Below are 17,523 nucleotides of genomic sequence, written 5' to 3'. Positions count from 1 at the left end.
CTTCGGAACGATGTTCTACGCCGGTCTTCGGCCCGAGGAAAGTCTCATGCGGGCCGAGCCGGAGTATGAGCGGCCGGCGAAGAAAGGCGGATGGGGGCGGCTCCATTTTGAGCGGGTCGCTTCCAGAGGCGGGAACGGCTTGGACCGATACCGGCGCGGCGACCGAAGAGCGTGGTCTCAAGCACCGGGACAAGACCGAGGTCCGGTCCGTGCCTGCCCCGCCGCCGCTGTGCGACCTGCTGGATCGCCACCTTGAAACATGGTCGCTCCCCAAGAATCGCCGGTTGTTCGTCACCCGTCGTGGGGCCGGCGGCATCTACGTTCCGGCGAGCAACAGCCCGGTTCCCGCAACAGTGTCAGCATCGCGTGGCGAAAGGCGCGAGCGGCGGGGCTTACGCCTGAAGAGTTCGCTTCCCCTCTGGCCGCAACGCCGTACGACCTGCGGCACGCGTGCGTCTCGTTTCAGCTCTCCCAAGGTGTCTCGCCAGCCTTGATCGCTCGTTGGGCTGGCCACAGCATCAAGGTCTTGCTGGACATCTACGCGAGCTGGGTCTTCGGCGAGGAGGACGCGGCGATGCGGCGTATCGAGGAGGGCTACGAGGAGGGAAGTTGATCTCCTCCCCCGAAAACTCCGGCCGCCTCGTTCGGGGGACGTATGGGGGACAGCGAGTGAGATCAAGCGCTGTCGAGTGAGATCAAGTGAGAGTCACGAAAGAAGGCCCCTGACCGGCTTACACGCTGGTCAGGGGCCTCTTCGTGCCTGTGGTGGCGGGTGAAGGATTCGAACCTTCGAAGCTTTCGCGACGGATTTACAGTCCGCTCCCATTGGCCGCTCGGGCAACCCGCCTGGCAATGGCACCGCGGTCTCCCGCGGCGCGGACAACAGAATAACCGCATCCACGATCGCCTCCGCAACCGGGTACGGTCGGCATGTCGGAGGCCGCCGGCCGGCCTCCCTTCGAGATCGAAATACGTCGGCACTCAGGAGAGTCTGATCATGGCAGCCAGCCCGTCCTTCGACATCGTGAGCAAGGTTGACCGGCAGGAGGTCGACAACGCGTTCCACCAGACGGAGAAGGAGCTGGGCACCCGCTTCGATTTCCGGGGCACCGGCACCACCGTCGCGAAGTCGGGTGAAGAGGGCGTGACGATCACGTCCGAGACCGAGGAGCGCGCGTCGGCCGCCCTCGACGTTTTCAAGGAGAAGCTGGTCAAGCGCAACATCTCGCTGAAGTCGCTCGAGGCGGGGGAGCCGCGCCAGTCCGGCAAGACCTACAAGATCGACTGCAAGGTCGTCGAGGGCATCGAGACCGACAAGGCCAAGGCGATCAGCAAGAAGATCCGCGACGAGGGTCCCAAGGGTGTGCAGGCTCAGATTCAGGGTGACCAGCTGAGGGTGACCGGCAAGAAGCGGGACGACCTGCAGGCCGTGATCAACCTGCTCAAGCAGGAGGACTTCGGGGTCGCCCTGCAATTCACCAATTACCGCTGAGCGCGGGCCCGCGAGGTCGCAGACTGGGGCCATGAACACCGGTCAGTGGACGATGGTCGTCGGCGGGGCGATCGGCTTGGCACTGGCGGCCTTCGGCGGCCGCATGCTGATCACCGGCCGGGCCCCCCAGGCGACCGCGCGGGCGTTCCGCAACGTCCGCGAGGCCGGTTGTTACCACACGTTGTTCGGGGTGGCGCTGGTGCTGGTGGTGGTCGGCACGAATTTCGGCAGCAGCCCCGCCGCCCTGGTCATGACCCTGCTCGCGGTGGCAATGGTCGGCCTGGCGGTCGTGCGCTTCCGGCCACGCGGCCGGCGGTCGGCAGGGCAGAAATAGCCGGGCAGCAAGAGCCGGGCAGCAAGAGCCGGGCAGCAAGCGCCGGGCAGCAAGCGCCGGGCAGCAAGCGCCGGGCAGCAAGAGCTGGGGGAAAGAGCGGGCGGTAAGAGAAGGTAGAAATACCGCATGGCCCTCACCCATGCGGTTCTTTCGTTCGCCCTGCTCGGCGCGCTACTGACCATCACCCCGGGTCTCGACACCGCGCTGGTCCTGCGCAGCGCGGTCACCATGGGCCGCGGCCCGGCCTTCGCGACCGCGTTCGGCATCAACGCGGGCGCCCTGATCTGGGGTGCGGCCGCCGCGGTCGGCGTCTCGGCCCTGCTCACCGCGTCCGCGACCGGCTACCTCATTCTCCGGGTCGCCGGTGCCGCCTACATGCTCTACCTCGGCGTCCGCATGATCGTCGGAGCCGTGCGGCGTCCGGGGGAGGTTGCCGCCGCGCCGCGGGAGCCGCGCACGCCGACCGTCTGGAACACCTTCGGCCGTGGTCTGCTCACCAACCTGCTCAACCCCAAGATCGGCGCCTTCTACGTCGCCGTTCTGCCGCAGTTCATCCCCGCCGGCGCGTCGCCGCTGGGCGTGGGTCTGCTCCTCGCGCTGGTCCACGACGCCGAGGGCCTGATCTGGTTCACCGCGATCATCACGGGCGCGCAGGCGTTCCGCGGCTTCCTCAGCCGCCGCCGGGTGCAGCGCGCCGTCGACGGCGGCACCGGCGCGGTGCTGGTCGGCTTCGGCCTCAAACTGGGCCTCTCCAGCCGCTGAGGAAACAGCCGCGTAAACAGCTGAGGAAACAGCCGCGTAAACAGCTGAGGAAACAGCTGAGGAAACAGCCGCGTAAAGAGGGGAGTAAGAAGGACACGTGATCGAACCGGTTGTCGACCTCGACCAGATCCCTGCGCTCCCCGGCCGCGTCCTCCTCGCCGACGTGCGTTACTACCTCGACGGGCGGTCCGGCCGCGAGGCGTACGACAGCGGCCACCTACCGGGCGCGATCTTCGTCGACCTCCATCACGATCTGGCGGCGCCCGCGTCGCCGGCCGAGGGCCGGCATCCGCTGCCGGACGCGGCGTTCTTCTCCGAACGGATGGCGTCGCTCGGGCTTTCCGATGACGACACGCTTATTGCGTACGACGATGCCGGCGGTGTCATGGCCGCCCGTCTGGTGTGGATGCTCCGGTCCACGGGCCGGCGGGCGGCGCTGCTCGACGGCGGCCTCAGCGCGTACGCGGGAAAGCTGGAAACCGCGGAGCCGCAGCTTCCCCGGGGATCTTTCGCCGTCCGGCCGTGGCCGGCGGAGCGTCTGGCGACGATCGACGACGTGGCTTCCGGCGGTTCGGTGTTGGTCGATGCCCGCCCGGCCGACCGGTTCCGCGGGGAGAACGAGACGCTCGACGCCCGTCCGGGCCACATTCCGGGTGCCCGCAGCGTCCCGTGTCGCGAGAACGTCGACGTCTCCGGCCGGTTCGCGACGGCCGAGGTGCTGCGTGCGCGTTTCGCCGCGGCTGGCGTGACCCGCGACGCCGACGTCATTTCCTATTGCGGCTCCGGTGTGACGGCTTGTCACAATCTGCTGGCCTTGGAGCGGGCCGGTTTCGGACCGGGCCGTCTCTACCCGGGCTCGTGGTCGCAGTACAGCGCCACCGACCGTCCCGCCGAGGTCGGTTAGAGGTCGAGTTCGAGGCCGGCCCGGGCCTGCTCTTCGACCCAGCGGTTGTGTGCCTCCCAGGCGGCCTGTTTGCTGCTGCCGAGGGCCAGTCCGATCTGGGTCCACGATGCTCCCGCCTCGCGTGCCGATCGCACCATCGCCTGCCGTCCGTAGCCGGCCTTGCGGATCACGACCTCGCTGAGGGCGAGCATTTCCAGTGCTTCCTGCCGGTTGAGCGGTGCTCCGTCGCTGTGTTGGCGCACCGAGGACAGCGCGTCCCGCATCCTCAGTTCGTCGTAGCGCGTTGTAGCCGTCGAAAGCGTGTGTTCGCGCTCGAGTTCGTCCGGGGAAGTCACGCGCGACAGTCTCTCGTCAGGCCCACCTGACGTCAAGGCAACTTGACAGTAACGGTGCGAAACGACCTCATATCTCCGCCTATTTCGGACCTAAAGCCGTCAATTTTGCGGCGGCTCCACTCGGTGTTCCCTCAGCCGTTCGGTCAGGATTTCGGTATGTGTGGCTTCGACCCGCCGCCGGACACTCCCCGTCGCACATCGGGTGTGGCACCATCATGGAACCCCCCACCGGTGCGTGTTACAGATTCAGGAGTCAAACATGTCTGCAAGGAAGCTGGGCCGTTTCGCCGGCTTGGTTTTCGTGCTGGCCGTGGTCTTCGGTGCCGTGGGTGCCGTCAGCGTCGAGCACGCTCGCGCGGTCACCGGGGCTAGCACTGCGGCCCAGTCCGTAAACGCCGCGGCTCAGTCCGTCAATGTCTCCGTCGAGTGGGACTGACGCAGGCCCCCACGTGTCATCGGCGGCGTTGACTGACAAGGGAGTCCGATGGCCACCAGGCGTGCGCGAGAAGGACGTCAATCCGCGCAGAACGCGTGGCTGATCACTTCTCCGCTGGCGATTTTTGCCCTCGTCTGCACGGCTTTCTTCTGGGTCAATAAGCCCAACTGGTATTCGCACTGGTTGGGCGGCCTTCTGGCGCTGGCCGGGATTTGTCTGGCCTATGTCGGTGTGTTCAACGTCGTCATCCGGCGCAGCACCTACAGCATCATCCTGACCGAGATCCCGTTCGTCCTGGTCCTTTACTACCTGCCGGCGGCCATGGTCACCTGCGTGGTCGCCGCCGCGGTCGTGATCACCCAGCTGGCCCGGTCCAGCGTCGTCGTGCCGAGCAAGATGTGGTTCAACGTGGCCAAGGCCGCGGCCAGCATCTCCGCGGCCTCCCTGGTGATCGCCGCCCTGCCGCATCCGCACGGGGCCGGCCCGGCCACCTGGGCCGTCATCGGTACCGCACTGCTGGTCAACACCACGGTCGACATGTTCTGCATCGCCGCCGTGATGAGCGTGGTGCAAAACGTCCGCGCCGGCCAGGACGTGCTTCGAGGAATCTGGCCGCCGCTGCTGATCGGACTGGTCAACAGCGTGATCGGGATGCTGTTCCTGATCGCCCTGGTGTTCAACCGATGGTCCGCGATCCTGCTCGCGGTCCTGTGCACCACGTTGATCCTGATGCTGCGGTCGTTCGCCGACTTCTTCCGTCAGCACCGCACCATGGCCGACGTCTACGAGCTCACCAAGGCCGTCCGCGACGAGCGCAGCGAGGCCAGCCTGCCCGACGTGCTGCTCGGCCGGGTCCGCGCGGTGATGCGCTCGGAATACGCGACGTTGTGGCTGGCCCCGCAGGGCCGTCATCCCGAGGTGATGCTCACCGCCCGGGTCGAAAATCGAGGTCTGCTCGACATGTCGCCGACCCCGGGTTCGATCCGGGAACGGGCGATCCACGACGGCCGCACGGTCGCCGTCGGCACCCGGTTCGACGAGTTCGTCGAGCTGCGGTCGGCATTGCGCGGATCGAAGATCAAGGACGTCATCGTGGTGCCGCTGCGCTCGGGGCAGACCGAGATCGGCACCCTCGAGGTCTGCAACCGGCTCGGCGACACCCGCACCTTCCGCGACGGCGACGTCCAGGTGCTCGAGACCATCGCGGCGCATGCCGCCGTGGCGGTCGAAAACGCGCGCCTGGTCGACCGCCTGCGCTACGACGCCTACCACGATCGCCTGACCGGCCTGCCCAACCGCCGGCGCATCGTCGACGCGCTCGCCGAGTCGGTGAAGGTCCGCGCCGAGGAAGAAGTCGTCGCCGTCCTGCTCCTCGACGTCGACGGCCAGCGCGACGTCAACGAGTCGATGGGCCACGCCGCCGGCGACAAGCTGCTGGCCGAGGTGGCCGAGCGTCTGAAGGGCATCGCCGGCCCGGGTGCCCTGGTCGGCCGGATCGGCGGCGACGAGTTCGTGGTCACCATGCGGGCCGAGAGCACCGACGCGACCGTCCGGCTCGCGACCGAGATGCGCGAGCAACTGCGGGGGCCGATGTCGGTGGGCACGCTCACCCTCGACATCGACACCGCGATCGGTGTCGCCGTCTACCCCGATCACGGCGACGATCCCGAGACCTTGCTGCAGAGGGCCGAGCTGGCCGGCAATTCGGCCAAGGTCCTTCCGTACGGGGTGCAGCTCTTCCACCCGGCGCTGGAGTCCCGGGCCGTCCGGCGTCTGGGCATCGCGGCCGACCTGCGCCAGGCTCTCGACAGCGGCCTCGTCGACGTCTACTTCCAACCCAAGGTCACGCTCTCCGACCGTCACCTGGTCGGCGTCGAGTGTCTGGCCCGCTGGCAGCACCCGGCCCACGGCGAGGTGGCCCCGGAAGACTTCGTGGCGGTCGCCGAGCACACCGGCCAGCTTTCCCGGCTCACCGAGGTGGTGCTCACCGAAGGTTTGCGGCGCTGTTCCGAGTGGGCCCAGGCCGACCGCCCGCTCTCGATCGCGGTCAATCTTTCGGTACGCACCCTGCTCGACTCACGCTTTCCCGACCAGGTCGAGAGCCTGCTCGATCAATACCAGGTGGCCCCGGCCCAGGTGACCTTCGAGATCTCCGAGCCGGGCATGCTCGGTGACATCGAGCGGGTCCTGCCCACTCTCTATCGCCTGCGTGACCTCGGCGTGCGGCTGAGCGTCGACGACTTCGGCACCGGCGCCTCCTCACTGTCTTATCTGCGCCAGTGGCCGGTACACGAGGTAAAGATCGACGACAGTTTCGTGCAGGGCATGGCGACCGATTCCGGCGATCTGGCGATCGTGCGGGCCGTGATCAGCCTTTCCCGCGAGTTCGGGCTGACCGTGGTCGCCGAGGGCGTCGAGAGCGAGCTGACCCTCGACCTGCTCGAAGAGATGGGCTGCGAGATCGGCCAGGGTTACCTGTTCAGCCGCCCTTTGCCGTACGAGCGGTTGGAGGCCTGGTTCAGCGCTCGCACCGAGTCGACGACCACCGATCAGGGCGAGGTCCGCAGGCTCCGAGCGGTGATCTGAGCAGCGGTTCCGCGACACGAGGGGATCCGATTTCACCCCCGGAAAGGGGCCGTGTAGTCTTACTTCCGCAGCGGGCGAGAGATCGCGCGCTGATTGGTTTGCAGCCGGCCCCCTTAGCTCAGTCGGCAGAGCGTCTCCATGGTAAGGAGAAGGTCTACGGTTCGATTCCGTAAGGGGGCTCTACCGGGTTCGTTCGCCGCCGCAGGCGCAGGACGTAAGCCTGGCGCGGCGGGGTAGCTCAGTTGGCAGAGCAAGCGGCTCATAATCGCTGTGTCGCCGGTTCAAGTCCGGCCCTCGCTACTTGGCACGGGGTCCCGTCCGGGATCCCCACTTTGCAGTTCGGCCCACCGAGCGTCTACGCTGGTTAGCCGGTAATACGAAACCCGTGAGCAGGAAGGCACCCCGCCGTGGCCAAGGCGACAGACGTCCGTCCGAAGATCACCCTGGCGTGTACGGAGTGCAAGGAGCGGAACTACATCACCCGGAAGAACCGGCGTAACGACCCCGACCGCGTCGAGCTGAAGAAGTTCTGCCCGCGGGACGGCCGCCACACCCTGCACCGCGAGACACGCTGACTCTCGGCTTCCAGCTACTGACCGCGCCACCCGGATTCGTTCCGGGCGGCGCGGTTTAGTCTGTGGGGCATGCCCCTGGACCAGTCATTTGTCGGCCGCACCTATCCGCCGACCGAGCCCTACCTCGTCGGCCGGGAGAAGATCCGGGAGTTCGCCCGGGCTATCGGCGCCATCGACGCTGAATATCACGACCCGGAGGCCGCCCGGGCCCGCGGTTACGCCGACGTGGTCGCTCCGCCGACCTTCCCGGTGATCGTGACGATGGGTTCGAGCAAGCAGTTCATCGAGGACCCCGAGCTGGGCATGGACTACAGCCGCGTGGTGCACGGCGACCAGAAGTTCGCGTACGTCCGTCCGGTCGTCGCCGGTGACTCGCTGGTCTGCCACAACACCATCGAGGACATCACCTCCCGGGGCGGCCACGACTTCCTGACCACCCGCACCGACGTGACCACCGAGTCCGGCGAGCCGGTGCTCACCGCCTGGTCCAAGCTGGTCCAGCGGGGCGAAGAGCAGCGGGGAGAAACCAAGTGACCGACCAACTGGAGCCGCAGACCTTCCGGGTCACCCGGGCCGACCTGGTGCGTTACGCCGGCGCTTCGGGCGACTTCAACCCGATCCACTGGAGCGAGCGCTTCGCCGCCGGTGTCGGTCTGCCCGGGGTGATCGCACACGGCATGTTCACGATGGCGCTGGTCGGCCGGGCGGTGACGACGTGGGCCGGCGCGGCCGACGCGGTGGTCGAGTTCAGCGTCCGGTTCAGCCGTCCGGTGCCGGTGCCCGACACCGACGAGGGCACCGAGGTGGTCGTGTCGGCGACGGTCAAGGAGACGACCGCCGACGGGCATCGACGACTGGCTCTCACCGCCACCTGCCAGGGCGAAAAGGTGCTCTCGCTGGCTCAGGCAGTCATCCGCAAATAGGTTCAGTGACGCCACGGTGACCCGGGTTGGGAGATCCGTGTGTGAACCCGTACACTGGTGCGCCGTGGGGCAGTGAACCACTCGACGACGCATGCCGCCGAGAGGGAAATGTGCCTCGCACAGGGGTGTAGCTCAATTGGCAGAGCAGCGGTCTCCAAAACCGCAGGCTGCAGGTTCAAGTCCTGTCACCCCTGCGCAACCTCCTAGACGTGCCCGCCCGGTGCGCGGTCCGCACGACCCGGCGCCGGTCGAGCGCTGACGGGACCCCCATCATCACGATGACGGAAGTAGGGCGCTATGGCCGAGAGGAACCGACCCGGTGACGCCGGCGACCCGGGTGACGAGGTCTACGACGCCGACGCTGTCACCGACGATGAGGTGGCGGACGACGAGGAGCTCGACGGCGACGAGCCGGTGAGCCGTGGCGGCACCGCCGTCAAGGAGCGCACCAGGGGTTCCGGCCCGAAGGCCCGGAAAGAGGCCCGCCGCACCGGCCTGTTCGGCCGCATCGGTGGTTTCTTCCGTGAGGTCGTCAGCGAGCTGCGTAAGGTCATCTGGCCGACCCGCAAGGAGCTGATCACCTACACGACCATCGTCATCGGTTTCGTGACCGTCATGACGGCGATCGTGGGTCTGCTCGACTACGGGTTCGGCAAGGGCATCCTCTGGGCGTTCGGCGGCTGATCGGCCGTCGGGCGCGACCCGACCGGCAGCGGTCCGACCGCTGCCGCGTGAGACGAAGACATATTTGGAAGTGAGCGAGCGTGCCTGAGTACGACGAGACCGCGACGGTCACCGACGAGGAGTCGGTGGAGACCGCGGCCGCCGACGAGTCGATCGAGGCGTCGGTGGAGAACACGACCACCGACGAGTCGATCGAGGCCGCTGACGACGAGCAGCCCGCCGCCGTGGCGGCGGTCGCTGACGACGAGGACTACGACCCGGTGCAGGAGCTGCGGCAGAAGCTGCGCTACGCCCCCGGCGACTGGTACGTCGTGCACTCGTACGCGGGCTACGAAAACAAGGTCAAGACCAACCTCGAGACCCGCATCACCAGCCTCGACATGGAGGAGTTCATCTTCCAGGTCGAGGTCCCGACCCGCGAAGAGGTCGAGGTCAAGAACGGCAAGCGCAACCAGGTGCAGGCCAAGGTTTTCCCGGGCTACATCCTGGTCCGCATGGACCTGACCCCGGAGTCCTACTCCTGCGTGCGCAACACGCCTGGGGTGACCGGCTTCGTGGGCGCCACCGACCGGGTCGACCGGCCGGCCCCGCTCTCGCTGGACGAGGTCCTCAAGTGGCTCGCCCCGGCGGTCGAGCTGGAGGAGAAGAAGGCGAAGCCCGAGATTAAGGTGCTCGACTTCGAGGTGGGCGACTCGGTCACGGTCACCGACGGCGCGTTCGCGTCGCTGCCGGCCTCGATCAGTGAAATCAATGCCGACCAGCAGAAGTTGAAGGTTCTGGTCTCCATCTTCGGCCGTGAGACGCCAGTGGAGCTCAACTTCAACCAGGTCGCCAAGATCTGACCAGCAGTCAGTGGGAGGGCCGTGAAACAGCGCGGCCCGCCAACAACCACAGGAGTAATGAAATGCAGCATGGCAAGGGCTACCGCAAGGCGGCCGAGCAGATCGACCCCAACAAGCTCTACGACCCGACCGACGCCATCAAGCTGACCAAGGAGTCGAACCCGACCAAGTTCGACGCGACCGTCGAGGTCGCGATGCGGCTGGGCGTCGACCCTCGTAAGGCCGACCAGATGGTCCGTGGCACCGTCAACCTGCCGCACGGCACCGGCAAGACCGCCCGCGTGATCGTGTTCGCGCAGGGTGCGAAGGCCGAAGAGGCCGTCGCGGCCGGCGCCGACGAGGTCGGCACCGACGAGCTTGTCGCCCGCATCCAGGGTGGCTGGCTGGACTTCGACGCCGCGATCGCGACGCCGGACCAGATGGCCAAGATCGGCCGGATCGCCCGGATCCTCGGCCCGCGTGGTCTCATGCCCAACCCGAAGACCGGCACGGTCACCATGGACGTGACCAAGGCGATCAACGAGATCAAGGGCGGCAAGATCACCTTCCGGGTGGACAAGCACTCCAACCTGCACCTGATCATCGGCAAGGCCTCGTTTACCGAGGAGAAGCTGGTGGAAAACTACGCCGCCGCGCTCGACGAGGTCCTGCGGGCCAAGCCGTCGGCGGCCAAGGGCAAGTACCTCAAGAAGGTCACCTTCAGCACCACGATGGGCCCGGGCGTCCCGGTCGACCCCAACGTGGTGAAGGGTCTGCGCCCCGAGGGCGCCGAGGCCTGACAGCACTCGAAAGCGAGGCCCCCGGGGACAACCCCGGGGGCCTTTCTTGTGGGAGGCTTCCGGTCGTGCGTTTCGAGCAGGTCGCTTTCCGGTACGCGCGGCGCGCGGGCTGGACGCTGCACGAGGTGGCTCAGATCGTCGAGCCCGGCGAGACGGTCGTGGTGCTGGGTCGCAATGGTGCCGGCAAGTCGACCCTGCTCCAGCTGGCGGCCGGCGTGCTGCGCCCGACCCGGGGCGCGATCCGCGACCGTCCGGCGACGGTCGGCTGGGTCCCCGAGCGCTTTCCGGCCGACCAGCCGTTCACCGCGGGCGGCTACCTGCACCGCATGGCCGAGGTGCGCGGCCAGACCGATCCGGCGGTGGTCGACCGCTGGATCGAGCGTCTGCTGCTCTCCGAGCACGCCGGCACCCGTCTGACCGATCTCTCCAAGGGCACCGCGCAGAAGGTCGGCCTCGCCCAAGCGCTGCTCCTGCGTCCCGGCCTGCTGGTTCTCGACGAGCCGTGGGAAGGTCTCGACGCGGCCGCCCGAACGCTGATCCCCGGCATCGTTTCCGAGGTGACCCACGCCGGCGGCTCGGTGCTGGTCAGCGACCACCGCGGCGAGATCACCACGCTCACCGGCGCCCGCCACTGGACGGTCGCCGACGGCACGGTCACCGCCGCCTCGTCCGCTGCCTCAACGGCGCCGGAGGACGAGGTCGTCGTCGAGGTCGCCGTCCGCCGGGCGGACGCCGACCAGGCGGTGGTCCGGCTGCGTGCGGCGGGTCACCGCGTCCTGGGCGTACGTGAGGTGGACGCCCGATGATCGCCCTGACCCGGATGCGTCTGTCCGGTTTCGGCCGCAGCGGCCGTGCCCTCCCACCCGCCATCGCCGTGCTGGTTGTCCTCGGCGTCATCTACGGTGGCGGCGCGGCCCCGGCCGCCATCGCGTACGGCTACTCCGCCGCCGCCCTCTTCCCGGTGCTGGCCTGGCTCACCAAGGTGCTGCTCGACGCCGAGCCGGACGTGCAGCGCCGCCTGGCCCGCGTCTCGGTCGGCCCGTCCGGCGAGGCCCTGGCCGGCGTCCTGGCCGCGCTGGTGGTGTCGGTGATCGTCTGCGTGCTGGCGATGGGCGCCCCGTGGCTCTTCCACGGCATCGACCACACGAAGTCCCTGGGCCGCGGCATCGTGCTCGGCATCCTGGCCCACCTGCTGGCCATCCCGCCCGCGATCGCTCTCGGCGCCCTCTCCAGCCGCGCCGTGACCCGCTCGATCCGCACCGGCGTCGCGGTCCTGGCCGTGGCCACCGTGCTGGTGGTGGTGCTCGGCCTCAAGGGTTCGTGGGCGCCGTGGCTGGTCCCGCCCGTGATGGCGACCGCCCGAGCCCTGAACGACCCCGGCCTGCCCCCGGCCGGCACCCTGGCCCTGCTGATCGCCTGGGCCGTCCTGTGGTCCGCCGCCGCCTTCACCGGCTACGCCGCCCTCCGCCGCTCCCGCTCCTGACGCGATTTGGCCGTTGCATTCCCACCTTGTAGTGTTGCTGTCGAAGTTCCACCCACAGACCGCTGGTTGCCGCAGTCGCCGTCGCATGACGGAGATCGTGGCCGAAGGATCCGCTTAATGCGGACGACCCGCGCAGGGGAGAACGGTTCGTGATCGGGTCAGCGCCCTCGAGCGCACCTCATCCGCCCCGTGCGCCCTGCGCCGGGGCGTTTCTCATTCTCCAGGATTCCTTCTCCCAGTGGTTCGAGCATTGAGAGAGGAGGGACATGGCGGACAAGCCGGTCCGGGCCGACAAGGCCAGCGCCGTTGCCGAGCTCACGGACAACTTCCGTAATTCGGCGGCCACCGTGTTGACCGAGTACCGCGGTCTCACGGTTTCGCAGCTCACCGAGCTGCGGCGCTCGCTGGGCAAGGAAACCACGTACTCCGTGTCGAAGAACACGCTCGCGAAGCGGGCGGCGACCGACGCGGGCATCGGGGGCCTCGACGAGCTGTTCACCGGTCCTACCGCGCTCGCTTTCGTCAGCGGTGACCCGGTCGAGGCGGCCAAGAGCCTGCGGGCTTTCGCCAAGGCTCACCCCGTCCTGGTCATCAAAGGCGGCGTATTCGAGGGCAAGGCGCTCAGCGCCGACGAGGTCAACAGGCTCGCCGACCTCGAGTCCCGTGAGGTGCTGCTGGCCAAGCTGGCCGGTGCCATGAAGGGCAACCTGAGCAAGGCCGCGGCCACGTTCCAGGCTCCGCTTTCCCAGGCCGTTCGCCTGGTGGACGCCCTGCGTGCCGAGCGCGAGAAGGACGGTTCCGCCGAGGCCGCCTGACGGCCTCGCGAACCGAGCAACGTTTACATCAGAAGCTAGGAAAGGTTGCCAGACATGGCGAAGCTCAGCACCGACGAGCTGCTCGACGCGTTCAAGGAAATGACGCTGATCGAGCTGTCGGAGTTCGTGAAGCAGTTCGAGGACGTCTTCGACGTCCAGGCCGCCGCGCCGGTTGCCGTCGCGGCCCAGGGTGGCGGCGGCGCGGCTCCGGCCGAGGCCGAGGCCGAGAAGGACTCGTTCGACGTCGTTCTCGAGGGCGACGGTGGCAAGAAGATCCAGGTCATCAAGGTCGTGCGTGAGCTGACCGGCCTGGGCCTCAAGGAGGCCAAGGACGCCGTTGAGGCCGCCCCCAAGGCGATCCTCGAGGGTGTCAACAAGGAGAAGGCCGACGCCGCCAAGGCGAAGCTCGAGGCCGAGGGCGCCAAGGTCACCCTCAAGTGATCTAAAGCTCCGCTGCATTCTCTTGCCGCCGGCGGCGACCCGTGCGAACGGGTCGCCGCCGGCGGCGTTTTACACGTGAAATCGCAGGTCGGCGCCGACTTTTCCAGTGTCGGGGAGCCGACCGCCAAAGCCGGTCCAACCGGACATTGTCTGGAGTATGGTCGCTAGGACGTGCCCGGCGGGCGACGGTCAGGGTTCGACCCGTGCTGCAGCCCTTGACTGTGTGTCCGCTGACAGGCACGCTGACAACAGCAAGTTTCCGCGCTTGCGACAGCCGCCCTGGGGGTAACCGGTCTTGTCCCGGCCTTCCAGTTCGGCACCCGAGGGAGTTGAGCCGCGTTCGAACGGCCCCGCATGAGGCCCTGGTCCTGCAGGTGCAGGTCAGAGGGTGTCGGGGCGTGTTCCGCAGGCCCCCTCCGGTGTGGGCTGGACAGCGGTTAGCCGAGCGGCTACACTGCTAGTTTGCGCTGCCTTCTGTCTTGAGCCCTGCCGGTACATCCGCATGGATGATTTCCGGGGGGTTCATTGGAGTGCACGCAGACAGTTGCATACCGCAGCTGCAGCCGCATCAGCAGCACCGGTCCTCGGAAGGACGCATCTTGGCAGCTTCCCGCCCTGCGAAGACCAGCCGTACGTCGAGCGCTTACGCACCCCGCCGTGTCTCTTTCGGCAGGATCACCGAGCAACTTGAGGTCCCCAACCTCCTCGCCCTCCAGACGGATTCTTTCGACTGGCTGGTCGGGAACGAGGCTTGGCAGGCCCGGACGACGGACGACCCGCATGCCCACTCGGGCCTCGCAGAGATCCTCGAAGAGATCAGTCCCATTGAGGACTTCTCCGGCACCATGTCGCTGTCCTTCTCGTCTCCTCGATTCGACGAGGTCAAGGCCTCGATCGAGGAGTGCAAAGAGAAGGACCTGACCTACTGCGCACCGCTGTTCGTGACCGCGGAATTCACCAACAACACCACTGGCGAGATCAAGAGCCAGACCGTGTTCATGGGCGACTTCCCGATGATGACCCCCAAGGGGACGTTCGTCATCAACGGCACCGAGCGCGTCGTGGTGAGTCAGCTCGTCCGTTCGCCGGGCGTGTACTTCACCAAGGAGCCGGACAAGACCTCCGACCGCGACCTCTCCAGCGTCAAGGTCATCCCCAGCCGGGGTGCCTGGCTGGAGTTCGACATCGACAAGCGCGACACCGTCGGCGTCCGGATCGACCGCAAGCGCCGGCAGGCCGTCACGGTCCTGCTGAAGGCGATCGGCTGGTCGGCCGACCAGATCCGTGAGCGGTTCGGGTGGTCCGAGCTGCTCATGACCACGCTGGAGAAGGACCACATCGCCGGGCAGGACGAGGCTCTGCTCGACATCTACCGCAAGCTCCGCCCTGGTGAGCCCCCGACCCGGGAGAACGCGCAGACCCTGCTCGACAACCTCTTCTTCAACCCGAAGAGGTACGACGTCGCCAAGGTCGGACGCTACAAGTTCAACAAGAAGCTCGAGATCGACGTCCCGATCGTCCGGGGCACGCTGACCGAGGAAGACATCGTCAAGACCGTGGACTACCTCTGCCGGCTGCACGCCGGTGAGGAGGGCTACGAGGCGGACGACATCGACCACTTCGGCAACCGTCGCCTGCGTACCGTCGGCGAGCTCATCCAGAACCAGGTCCGCGTGGGCCTGTCCCGGATGGAGCGCGTCGTGCGTGAGCGCATGACGACCCAGGACGTCGAGGCGATCACGCCGCAGACCCTGATCAACATCCGTCCCGTGGTGGCGGCGATCAAGGAGTTCTTCGGTACGTCGCAGCTGTCGCAGTTCATGGACCAGACCAACCCGCTGGCGGGCCTGACCCACCGGCGCCGGCTGAGCGCGCTCGGCCCGGGTGGTCTGTCGCGTGAGCGGGCGGGCTTCGAGGTTCGCGACGTGCACCCGTCCCACTACGGCCGGATGTGCCCGATCGAGACGCCCGAGGGCCCGAACATCGGTCTGATCGGCGCGCTCTCGACGTTCGCGCGGGTCAACCCGTTCGGATTCATCGAGACGCCGTACCGGAAGGTGGAGGACGGTCGGGTCACCGACGAGGTCCACTACCTGACTGCCGATGAGGAAGACCGGTACATCAAGGCGCAGGCGAACGCCGTGGTGAGCAGTGACGGCACGTTCGCCGAGGATCGCGTCCTGGTCCGCCGTAAGGGCGGTGAGGTCGACTACGTGCCTGGTGCGCAGGTCGACTACATGGACGTGTCGCCGCGGCAGATGACCTCGGTCGCCACCGCGATGATCCCGTTCCTCGAGCACGACGACGCGAACCGTGCGCTCATGGGTGCCAACATGCAGCGTCAGGCCGTGCCGCTGGTCAAGGCCGAGGCCCCGCTGGTCGGTACGGGCATGGAATACCGTGCCGCGGTCGACGCCGGTGACGTGGTCGTCGCCGAGGTCGGCGGTGTGGTCGAGGACCTGTGTGCCGACTACGTGACGGTCCACCAGGACGACGGTCACCGGCGTACATACCTGCTGCACAAGTTCCGCCGCTCGAACGCCGGCTCCTGCGTCAACCAGAAGCCTGTCGTCTTCGAGGGTGACCGGGTCGAAGCCGGCCAGGTCGTCGCCGACGGTCCGTGCACCGACGAGGGGGAGATGGCCCTCGGCCGCAACCTGCTCGTCGCGTTCATGTGCTGGGAGGGCCACAACTACGAGGACGCGATCATCCTGTCGCAGCGCCTCGTGCAGCAGGACGTCCTCACCTCGATCCACATCGAGGAGCACGAGGTCGACGCCCGGGACACCAAGCTCGGCCCGGAGGAGATCACCCGCGACATCCCCAACGTCTCCGAGGAGATGCTGGCGGACCTGGACGAGCGGGGCATCATCCGGATCGGCGCCGAGGTCGTCCCCGGCGACATCCTGGTCGGCAAGGTCACGCCCAAGGGCGAGACCGAGCTGACCCCCGAGGAGCGGCTGCTCCGCGCGATCTTCGGTGAGAAGGCCCGGGAGGTCCGGGACACCTCGCTGAAGGTGCCGCACGGCGAGACCGGCACGGTCATCGGCGTCCGGACGTTCTCTCGCGAGGACGGCGACGAGCTGCCCCCGGGTGTGAACGAGCTGGTCCGGGTCTACGTCGCTCAGAAGCGCAAGATCCAGGACGGCGACAAGCTCGCCGGCCGGCACGGCAACAAGGGCGTCATCTCGAAGATCCTCCCGGTCGAGGACATGCCGTTCCTCGAGGACGGCACCCCGGTCGACATCGTGCTCAACCCGCTCGGTGTGCCCTCGCGTATGAACATCGGTCAGGTTCTGGAGACCCACCTCGGGTGGATCGCCAAGACCGGCTGGGAGATCGAGGGCGACGACACCGAGTGGAAGCGGCAGCTTCGCGCGATCGAGGCGCACGAGTCGGTCAAGGACTCGAACGTCGCGACCCCCGTCTTCGACGGTGCGCGCGAGGAGGAGATCAAGGGCCTGCTCGAGTCGACGCTGGTCAACCGCGACGGTAAGCGGCTGGTCAACGGCGACGGTAAGGCGCAGCTGTTCGACGGTCGTTCCGGCGAGCCGCTGCCCGACCCGATCTCGGTCGGCTACGTCTACATCCTCAAGCTCAACCACCTGGTCGACGACAAGATCCACGCACGGTCGACCGGCCCGTACTCGATGATCACGCAGCAGCCGCTCGGTGGTAAGGCCCAGTTCGGTGGCCAGCGGTTCGGCGAGATGGAGTGCTGGGCGATGCAGGCCTACGGCGCGGCTTACGCGCTGCAGGAGCTGCTGACCATCAAGTCCGACGACGTGCTCGGCCGCGTGAAGGTTTACGAGGCCATCGTCAAGGGCGAGAACATCCCGGAGCCGGGCATCCCCGAGTCCTTCAAGGTGCTGCTCAAGGAGCTGCAGTCGCTGTGCCTGAACGTTGAGGTGCTCTCCAGCGACGGTGTGGCCCTGGAAATGCGCGAGACGGACGACGAGGTCTTCCGGGCCGCGGAAGAACTCGGCATCGACCTGTCCCGGCGCCCGAACGAGGGCGTCAGCAGCGTCGAAGAGATCTGACGGAGTGCGGTCCCCAGGGCTTTCAAGGTTTTTCGTCGCAGTGCGGCGAAGCCGCCTTGAAAGCACCGGGGGCCGCCCCGCCGGCCTGGAAT

19 protein-coding genes and 4 tRNA genes are annotated in these 17,523 nt (G+C 67.5%); 21 read left to right on the top strand and 2 right to left on the bottom strand.

Going from position 1 to position 17,523, the window contains the following annotated elements:
- Positions 1-490: 490 nt before the first annotated feature.
- Entirely contained in the window at positions 491-613 is a 123-nt protein-coding gene (locus tag ACIA5C_RS31195; RefSeq protein ID WP_396061091.1) for a hypothetical protein, read from the top strand.
- Between the two features lie 150 nt (positions 614-763).
- Here the strand turns inward: ACIA5C_RS31195 and ACIA5C_RS31190 are convergent.
- A tRNA-Tyr gene (locus ACIA5C_RS31190) sits at positions 764-847 on the bottom strand.
- 150 nt (positions 848-997) lie between these two features.
- Here ACIA5C_RS31190 and ACIA5C_RS31185 point away from each other — a divergent pair.
- The 4 genes from ACIA5C_RS31185 to ACIA5C_RS31170 all read left to right on the top strand — a co-directional run bounded on the left by ACIA5C_RS31185 (position 998) and on the right by ACIA5C_RS31170 (position 3,492).
- Complete coding sequence (locus tag ACIA5C_RS31185) at positions 998-1,492, top strand: YajQ family cyclic di-GMP-binding protein (RefSeq protein WP_396061089.1); 495 nt, start codon at positions 998-1,000, stop codon at positions 1,490-1,492.
- 31 nt (positions 1,493-1,523) lie between these two features.
- Positions 1,524-1,826, top strand: a complete 303-nt coding sequence (locus ACIA5C_RS31180) for a hypothetical protein (protein WP_396061086.1) — start codon at positions 1,524-1,526, stop codon at positions 1,824-1,826.
- Positions 1,827-1,952: 126 nt separating this feature from the next.
- A complete protein-coding gene (locus ACIA5C_RS31175) occupies positions 1,953-2,588 on the top strand; it encodes a LysE family translocator (protein WP_396061084.1) in 636 nt (211 codons plus the stop codon).
- A gap of 97 nt (positions 2,589-2,685) precedes the next feature.
- Entirely contained in the window at positions 2,686-3,492 is an 807-nt protein-coding gene (locus ACIA5C_RS31170; RefSeq protein ID WP_396061082.1) for a sulfurtransferase, read from the top strand.
- On the opposite strand, the gene ACIA5C_RS31165 is transcribed toward ACIA5C_RS31170, so the two are convergent.
- Complete coding sequence (locus ACIA5C_RS31165; protein ID WP_396061079.1) at positions 3,489-3,827, bottom strand: hypothetical protein; 339 nt, start codon at positions 3,825-3,827, stop codon at positions 3,489-3,491. The genes ACIA5C_RS31170 and ACIA5C_RS31165 overlap by 4 nt on opposite strands.
- Before the next feature lie 259 nt (positions 3,828-4,086).
- Between ACIA5C_RS31165 and ACIA5C_RS31160 the strand changes: the two genes are divergently transcribed.
- From ACIA5C_RS31160 to ACIA5C_RS31085, 16 genes are all read left to right on the top strand, one after another.
- A complete protein-coding gene (locus tag ACIA5C_RS31160; protein ID WP_396061077.1) occupies positions 4,087-4,263 on the top strand; it encodes a hypothetical protein in 177 nt (58 codons plus the stop codon).
- Positions 4,264-4,311: 48 nt separating this feature from the next.
- Complete coding sequence (locus tag ACIA5C_RS31155; RefSeq protein ID WP_396061075.1) at positions 4,312-6,849, top strand: putative bifunctional diguanylate cyclase/phosphodiesterase; 2,538 nt, start codon at positions 4,312-4,314, stop codon at positions 6,847-6,849.
- A 107-nt stretch (positions 6,850-6,956) separates the two neighbouring features.
- A tRNA-Thr gene (locus ACIA5C_RS31150) sits at positions 6,957-7,029 on the top strand.
- A gap of 47 nt (positions 7,030-7,076) precedes the next feature.
- Positions 7,077-7,149 (top strand) — tRNA-Met (locus ACIA5C_RS31145).
- A gap of 107 nt (positions 7,150-7,256) precedes the next feature.
- Entirely contained in the window at positions 7,257-7,424 is a 168-nt protein-coding gene (gene rpmG, locus ACIA5C_RS31140; protein ID WP_203803251.1) for a 50S ribosomal protein L33, read from the top strand.
- A gap of 69 nt (positions 7,425-7,493) precedes the next feature.
- On the top strand, positions 7,494-7,958 hold the full coding sequence (locus tag ACIA5C_RS31135; RefSeq protein WP_396061072.1) for a MaoC family dehydratase N-terminal domain-containing protein: 465 nt from the start codon (positions 7,494-7,496) through the stop codon (positions 7,956-7,958).
- Entirely contained in the window at positions 7,955-8,347 is a 393-nt protein-coding gene (locus tag ACIA5C_RS31130) for a MaoC family dehydratase (RefSeq protein ID WP_396061070.1), read from the top strand. The genes ACIA5C_RS31135 and ACIA5C_RS31130 overlap by 4 nt, the downstream gene beginning before the upstream one ends.
- Positions 8,348-8,468: 121 nt before the next feature.
- Positions 8,469-8,541 (top strand) — tRNA-Trp (locus ACIA5C_RS31125).
- A gap of 103 nt (positions 8,542-8,644) precedes the next feature.
- Positions 8,645-9,031 carry a preprotein translocase subunit SecE gene (gene secE, locus ACIA5C_RS31120; protein WP_396061067.1) on the top strand — a complete coding sequence of 129 codons (387 nt, stop codon included), beginning with the start codon at positions 8,645-8,647 and terminating at the stop codon, positions 9,029-9,031.
- Positions 9,032-9,111: 80 nt separating this feature from the next.
- Positions 9,112-9,873: a transcription termination/antitermination protein NusG gene (gene nusG / locus ACIA5C_RS31115; RefSeq protein ID WP_396061065.1), complete on the top strand. Its 762-nt coding sequence runs from the start codon at positions 9,112-9,114 to the stop codon at positions 9,871-9,873.
- Between the two features lie 62 nt (positions 9,874-9,935).
- On the top strand, positions 9,936-10,652 hold the full coding sequence (rplA, locus tag ACIA5C_RS31110) for a 50S ribosomal protein L1 (protein ID WP_396061062.1): 717 nt from the start codon (positions 9,936-9,938) through the stop codon (positions 10,650-10,652).
- A 65-nt stretch (positions 10,653-10,717) separates the two neighbouring features.
- The gene (locus ACIA5C_RS31105) at positions 10,718-11,458 is read left to right on the top strand and encodes an ATP-binding cassette domain-containing protein (protein WP_396061059.1); all 741 of its coding nucleotides are present in this window, start codon (positions 10,718-10,720) and stop codon (positions 11,456-11,458) included.
- On the top strand, positions 11,455-12,135 hold the full coding sequence (locus ACIA5C_RS31100) for a hypothetical protein (protein ID WP_396061056.1): 681 nt from the start codon (positions 11,455-11,457) through the stop codon (positions 12,133-12,135). The genes ACIA5C_RS31105 and ACIA5C_RS31100 overlap by 4 nt, the downstream gene beginning before the upstream one ends.
- A gap of 266 nt (positions 12,136-12,401) precedes the next feature.
- Positions 12,402-12,950, top strand: a complete 549-nt coding sequence (gene rplJ / locus ACIA5C_RS31095; protein WP_396061053.1) for a 50S ribosomal protein L10 — start codon at positions 12,402-12,404, stop codon at positions 12,948-12,950.
- A gap of 54 nt (positions 12,951-13,004) precedes the next feature.
- Complete coding sequence (gene rplL / locus ACIA5C_RS31090; protein WP_396061051.1) at positions 13,005-13,391, top strand: 50S ribosomal protein L7/L12; 387 nt, start codon at positions 13,005-13,007, stop codon at positions 13,389-13,391.
- 599 nt (positions 13,392-13,990) lie between these two features.
- Entirely contained in the window at positions 13,991-17,431 is a 3,441-nt protein-coding gene (locus tag ACIA5C_RS31085) for a DNA-directed RNA polymerase subunit beta (RefSeq protein WP_396061048.1), read from the top strand.
- Positions 17,432-17,523: the final 92 nt, after the last annotated feature.

The organism is Actinoplanes sp. NPDC051343, from assembly GCF_044455125.1.
In the GTDB taxonomy this organism is placed as follows: domain Bacteria; phylum Actinomycetota; class Actinomycetes; order Mycobacteriales; family Micromonosporaceae; genus Actinoplanes.
This window is presented reverse-complemented; position numbering and strand designations above follow the sequence as displayed.

Excerpts from the sequence above, each read along its gene's own strand:
- rplA (WP_396061062.1), top strand. The coding sequence starts at position 9,936 with ATGCAGCATGGCAAGGGCTACCGCAAGGCGGCCGAGCAGATCGACCCC.
- ACIA5C_RS31135 (WP_396061072.1), top strand. The coding sequence starts at position 7,494 with ATGCCCCTGGACCAGTCATTTGTCGGCCGCACCTATCCGCCGACCGAG.
- ACIA5C_RS31160 (WP_396061077.1), top strand. The coding sequence starts at position 4,087 with ATGTCTGCAAGGAAGCTGGGCCGTTTCGCCGGCTTGGTTTTCGTGCTG.
- ACIA5C_RS31180 (WP_396061086.1), top strand. The coding sequence starts at position 1,524 with ATGAACACCGGTCAGTGGACGATGGTCGTCGGCGGGGCGATCGGCTTG.
- ACIA5C_RS31175 (WP_396061084.1), top strand. The coding sequence starts at position 1,953 with ATGGCCCTCACCCATGCGGTTCTTTCGTTCGCCCTGCTCGGCGCGCTA.
- ACIA5C_RS31100 (WP_396061056.1), top strand. The coding sequence starts at position 11,455 with ATGATCGCCCTGACCCGGATGCGTCTGTCCGGTTTCGGCCGCAGCGGC.
- rplL (WP_396061051.1), top strand. The coding sequence starts at position 13,005 with ATGGCGAAGCTCAGCACCGACGAGCTGCTCGACGCGTTCAAGGAAATG.
- ACIA5C_RS31155 (WP_396061075.1), top strand. The coding sequence starts at position 4,312 with ATGGCCACCAGGCGTGCGCGAGAAGGACGTCAATCCGCGCAGAACGCG.
- rplJ (WP_396061053.1), top strand. The coding sequence starts at position 12,402 with ATGGCGGACAAGCCGGTCCGGGCCGACAAGGCCAGCGCCGTTGCCGAG.
- ACIA5C_RS31185 (WP_396061089.1), top strand. The coding sequence starts at position 998 with ATGGCAGCCAGCCCGTCCTTCGACATCGTGAGCAAGGTTGACCGGCAG.
- secE (WP_396061067.1), top strand. The coding sequence starts at position 8,645 with ATGGCCGAGAGGAACCGACCCGGTGACGCCGGCGACCCGGGTGACGAG.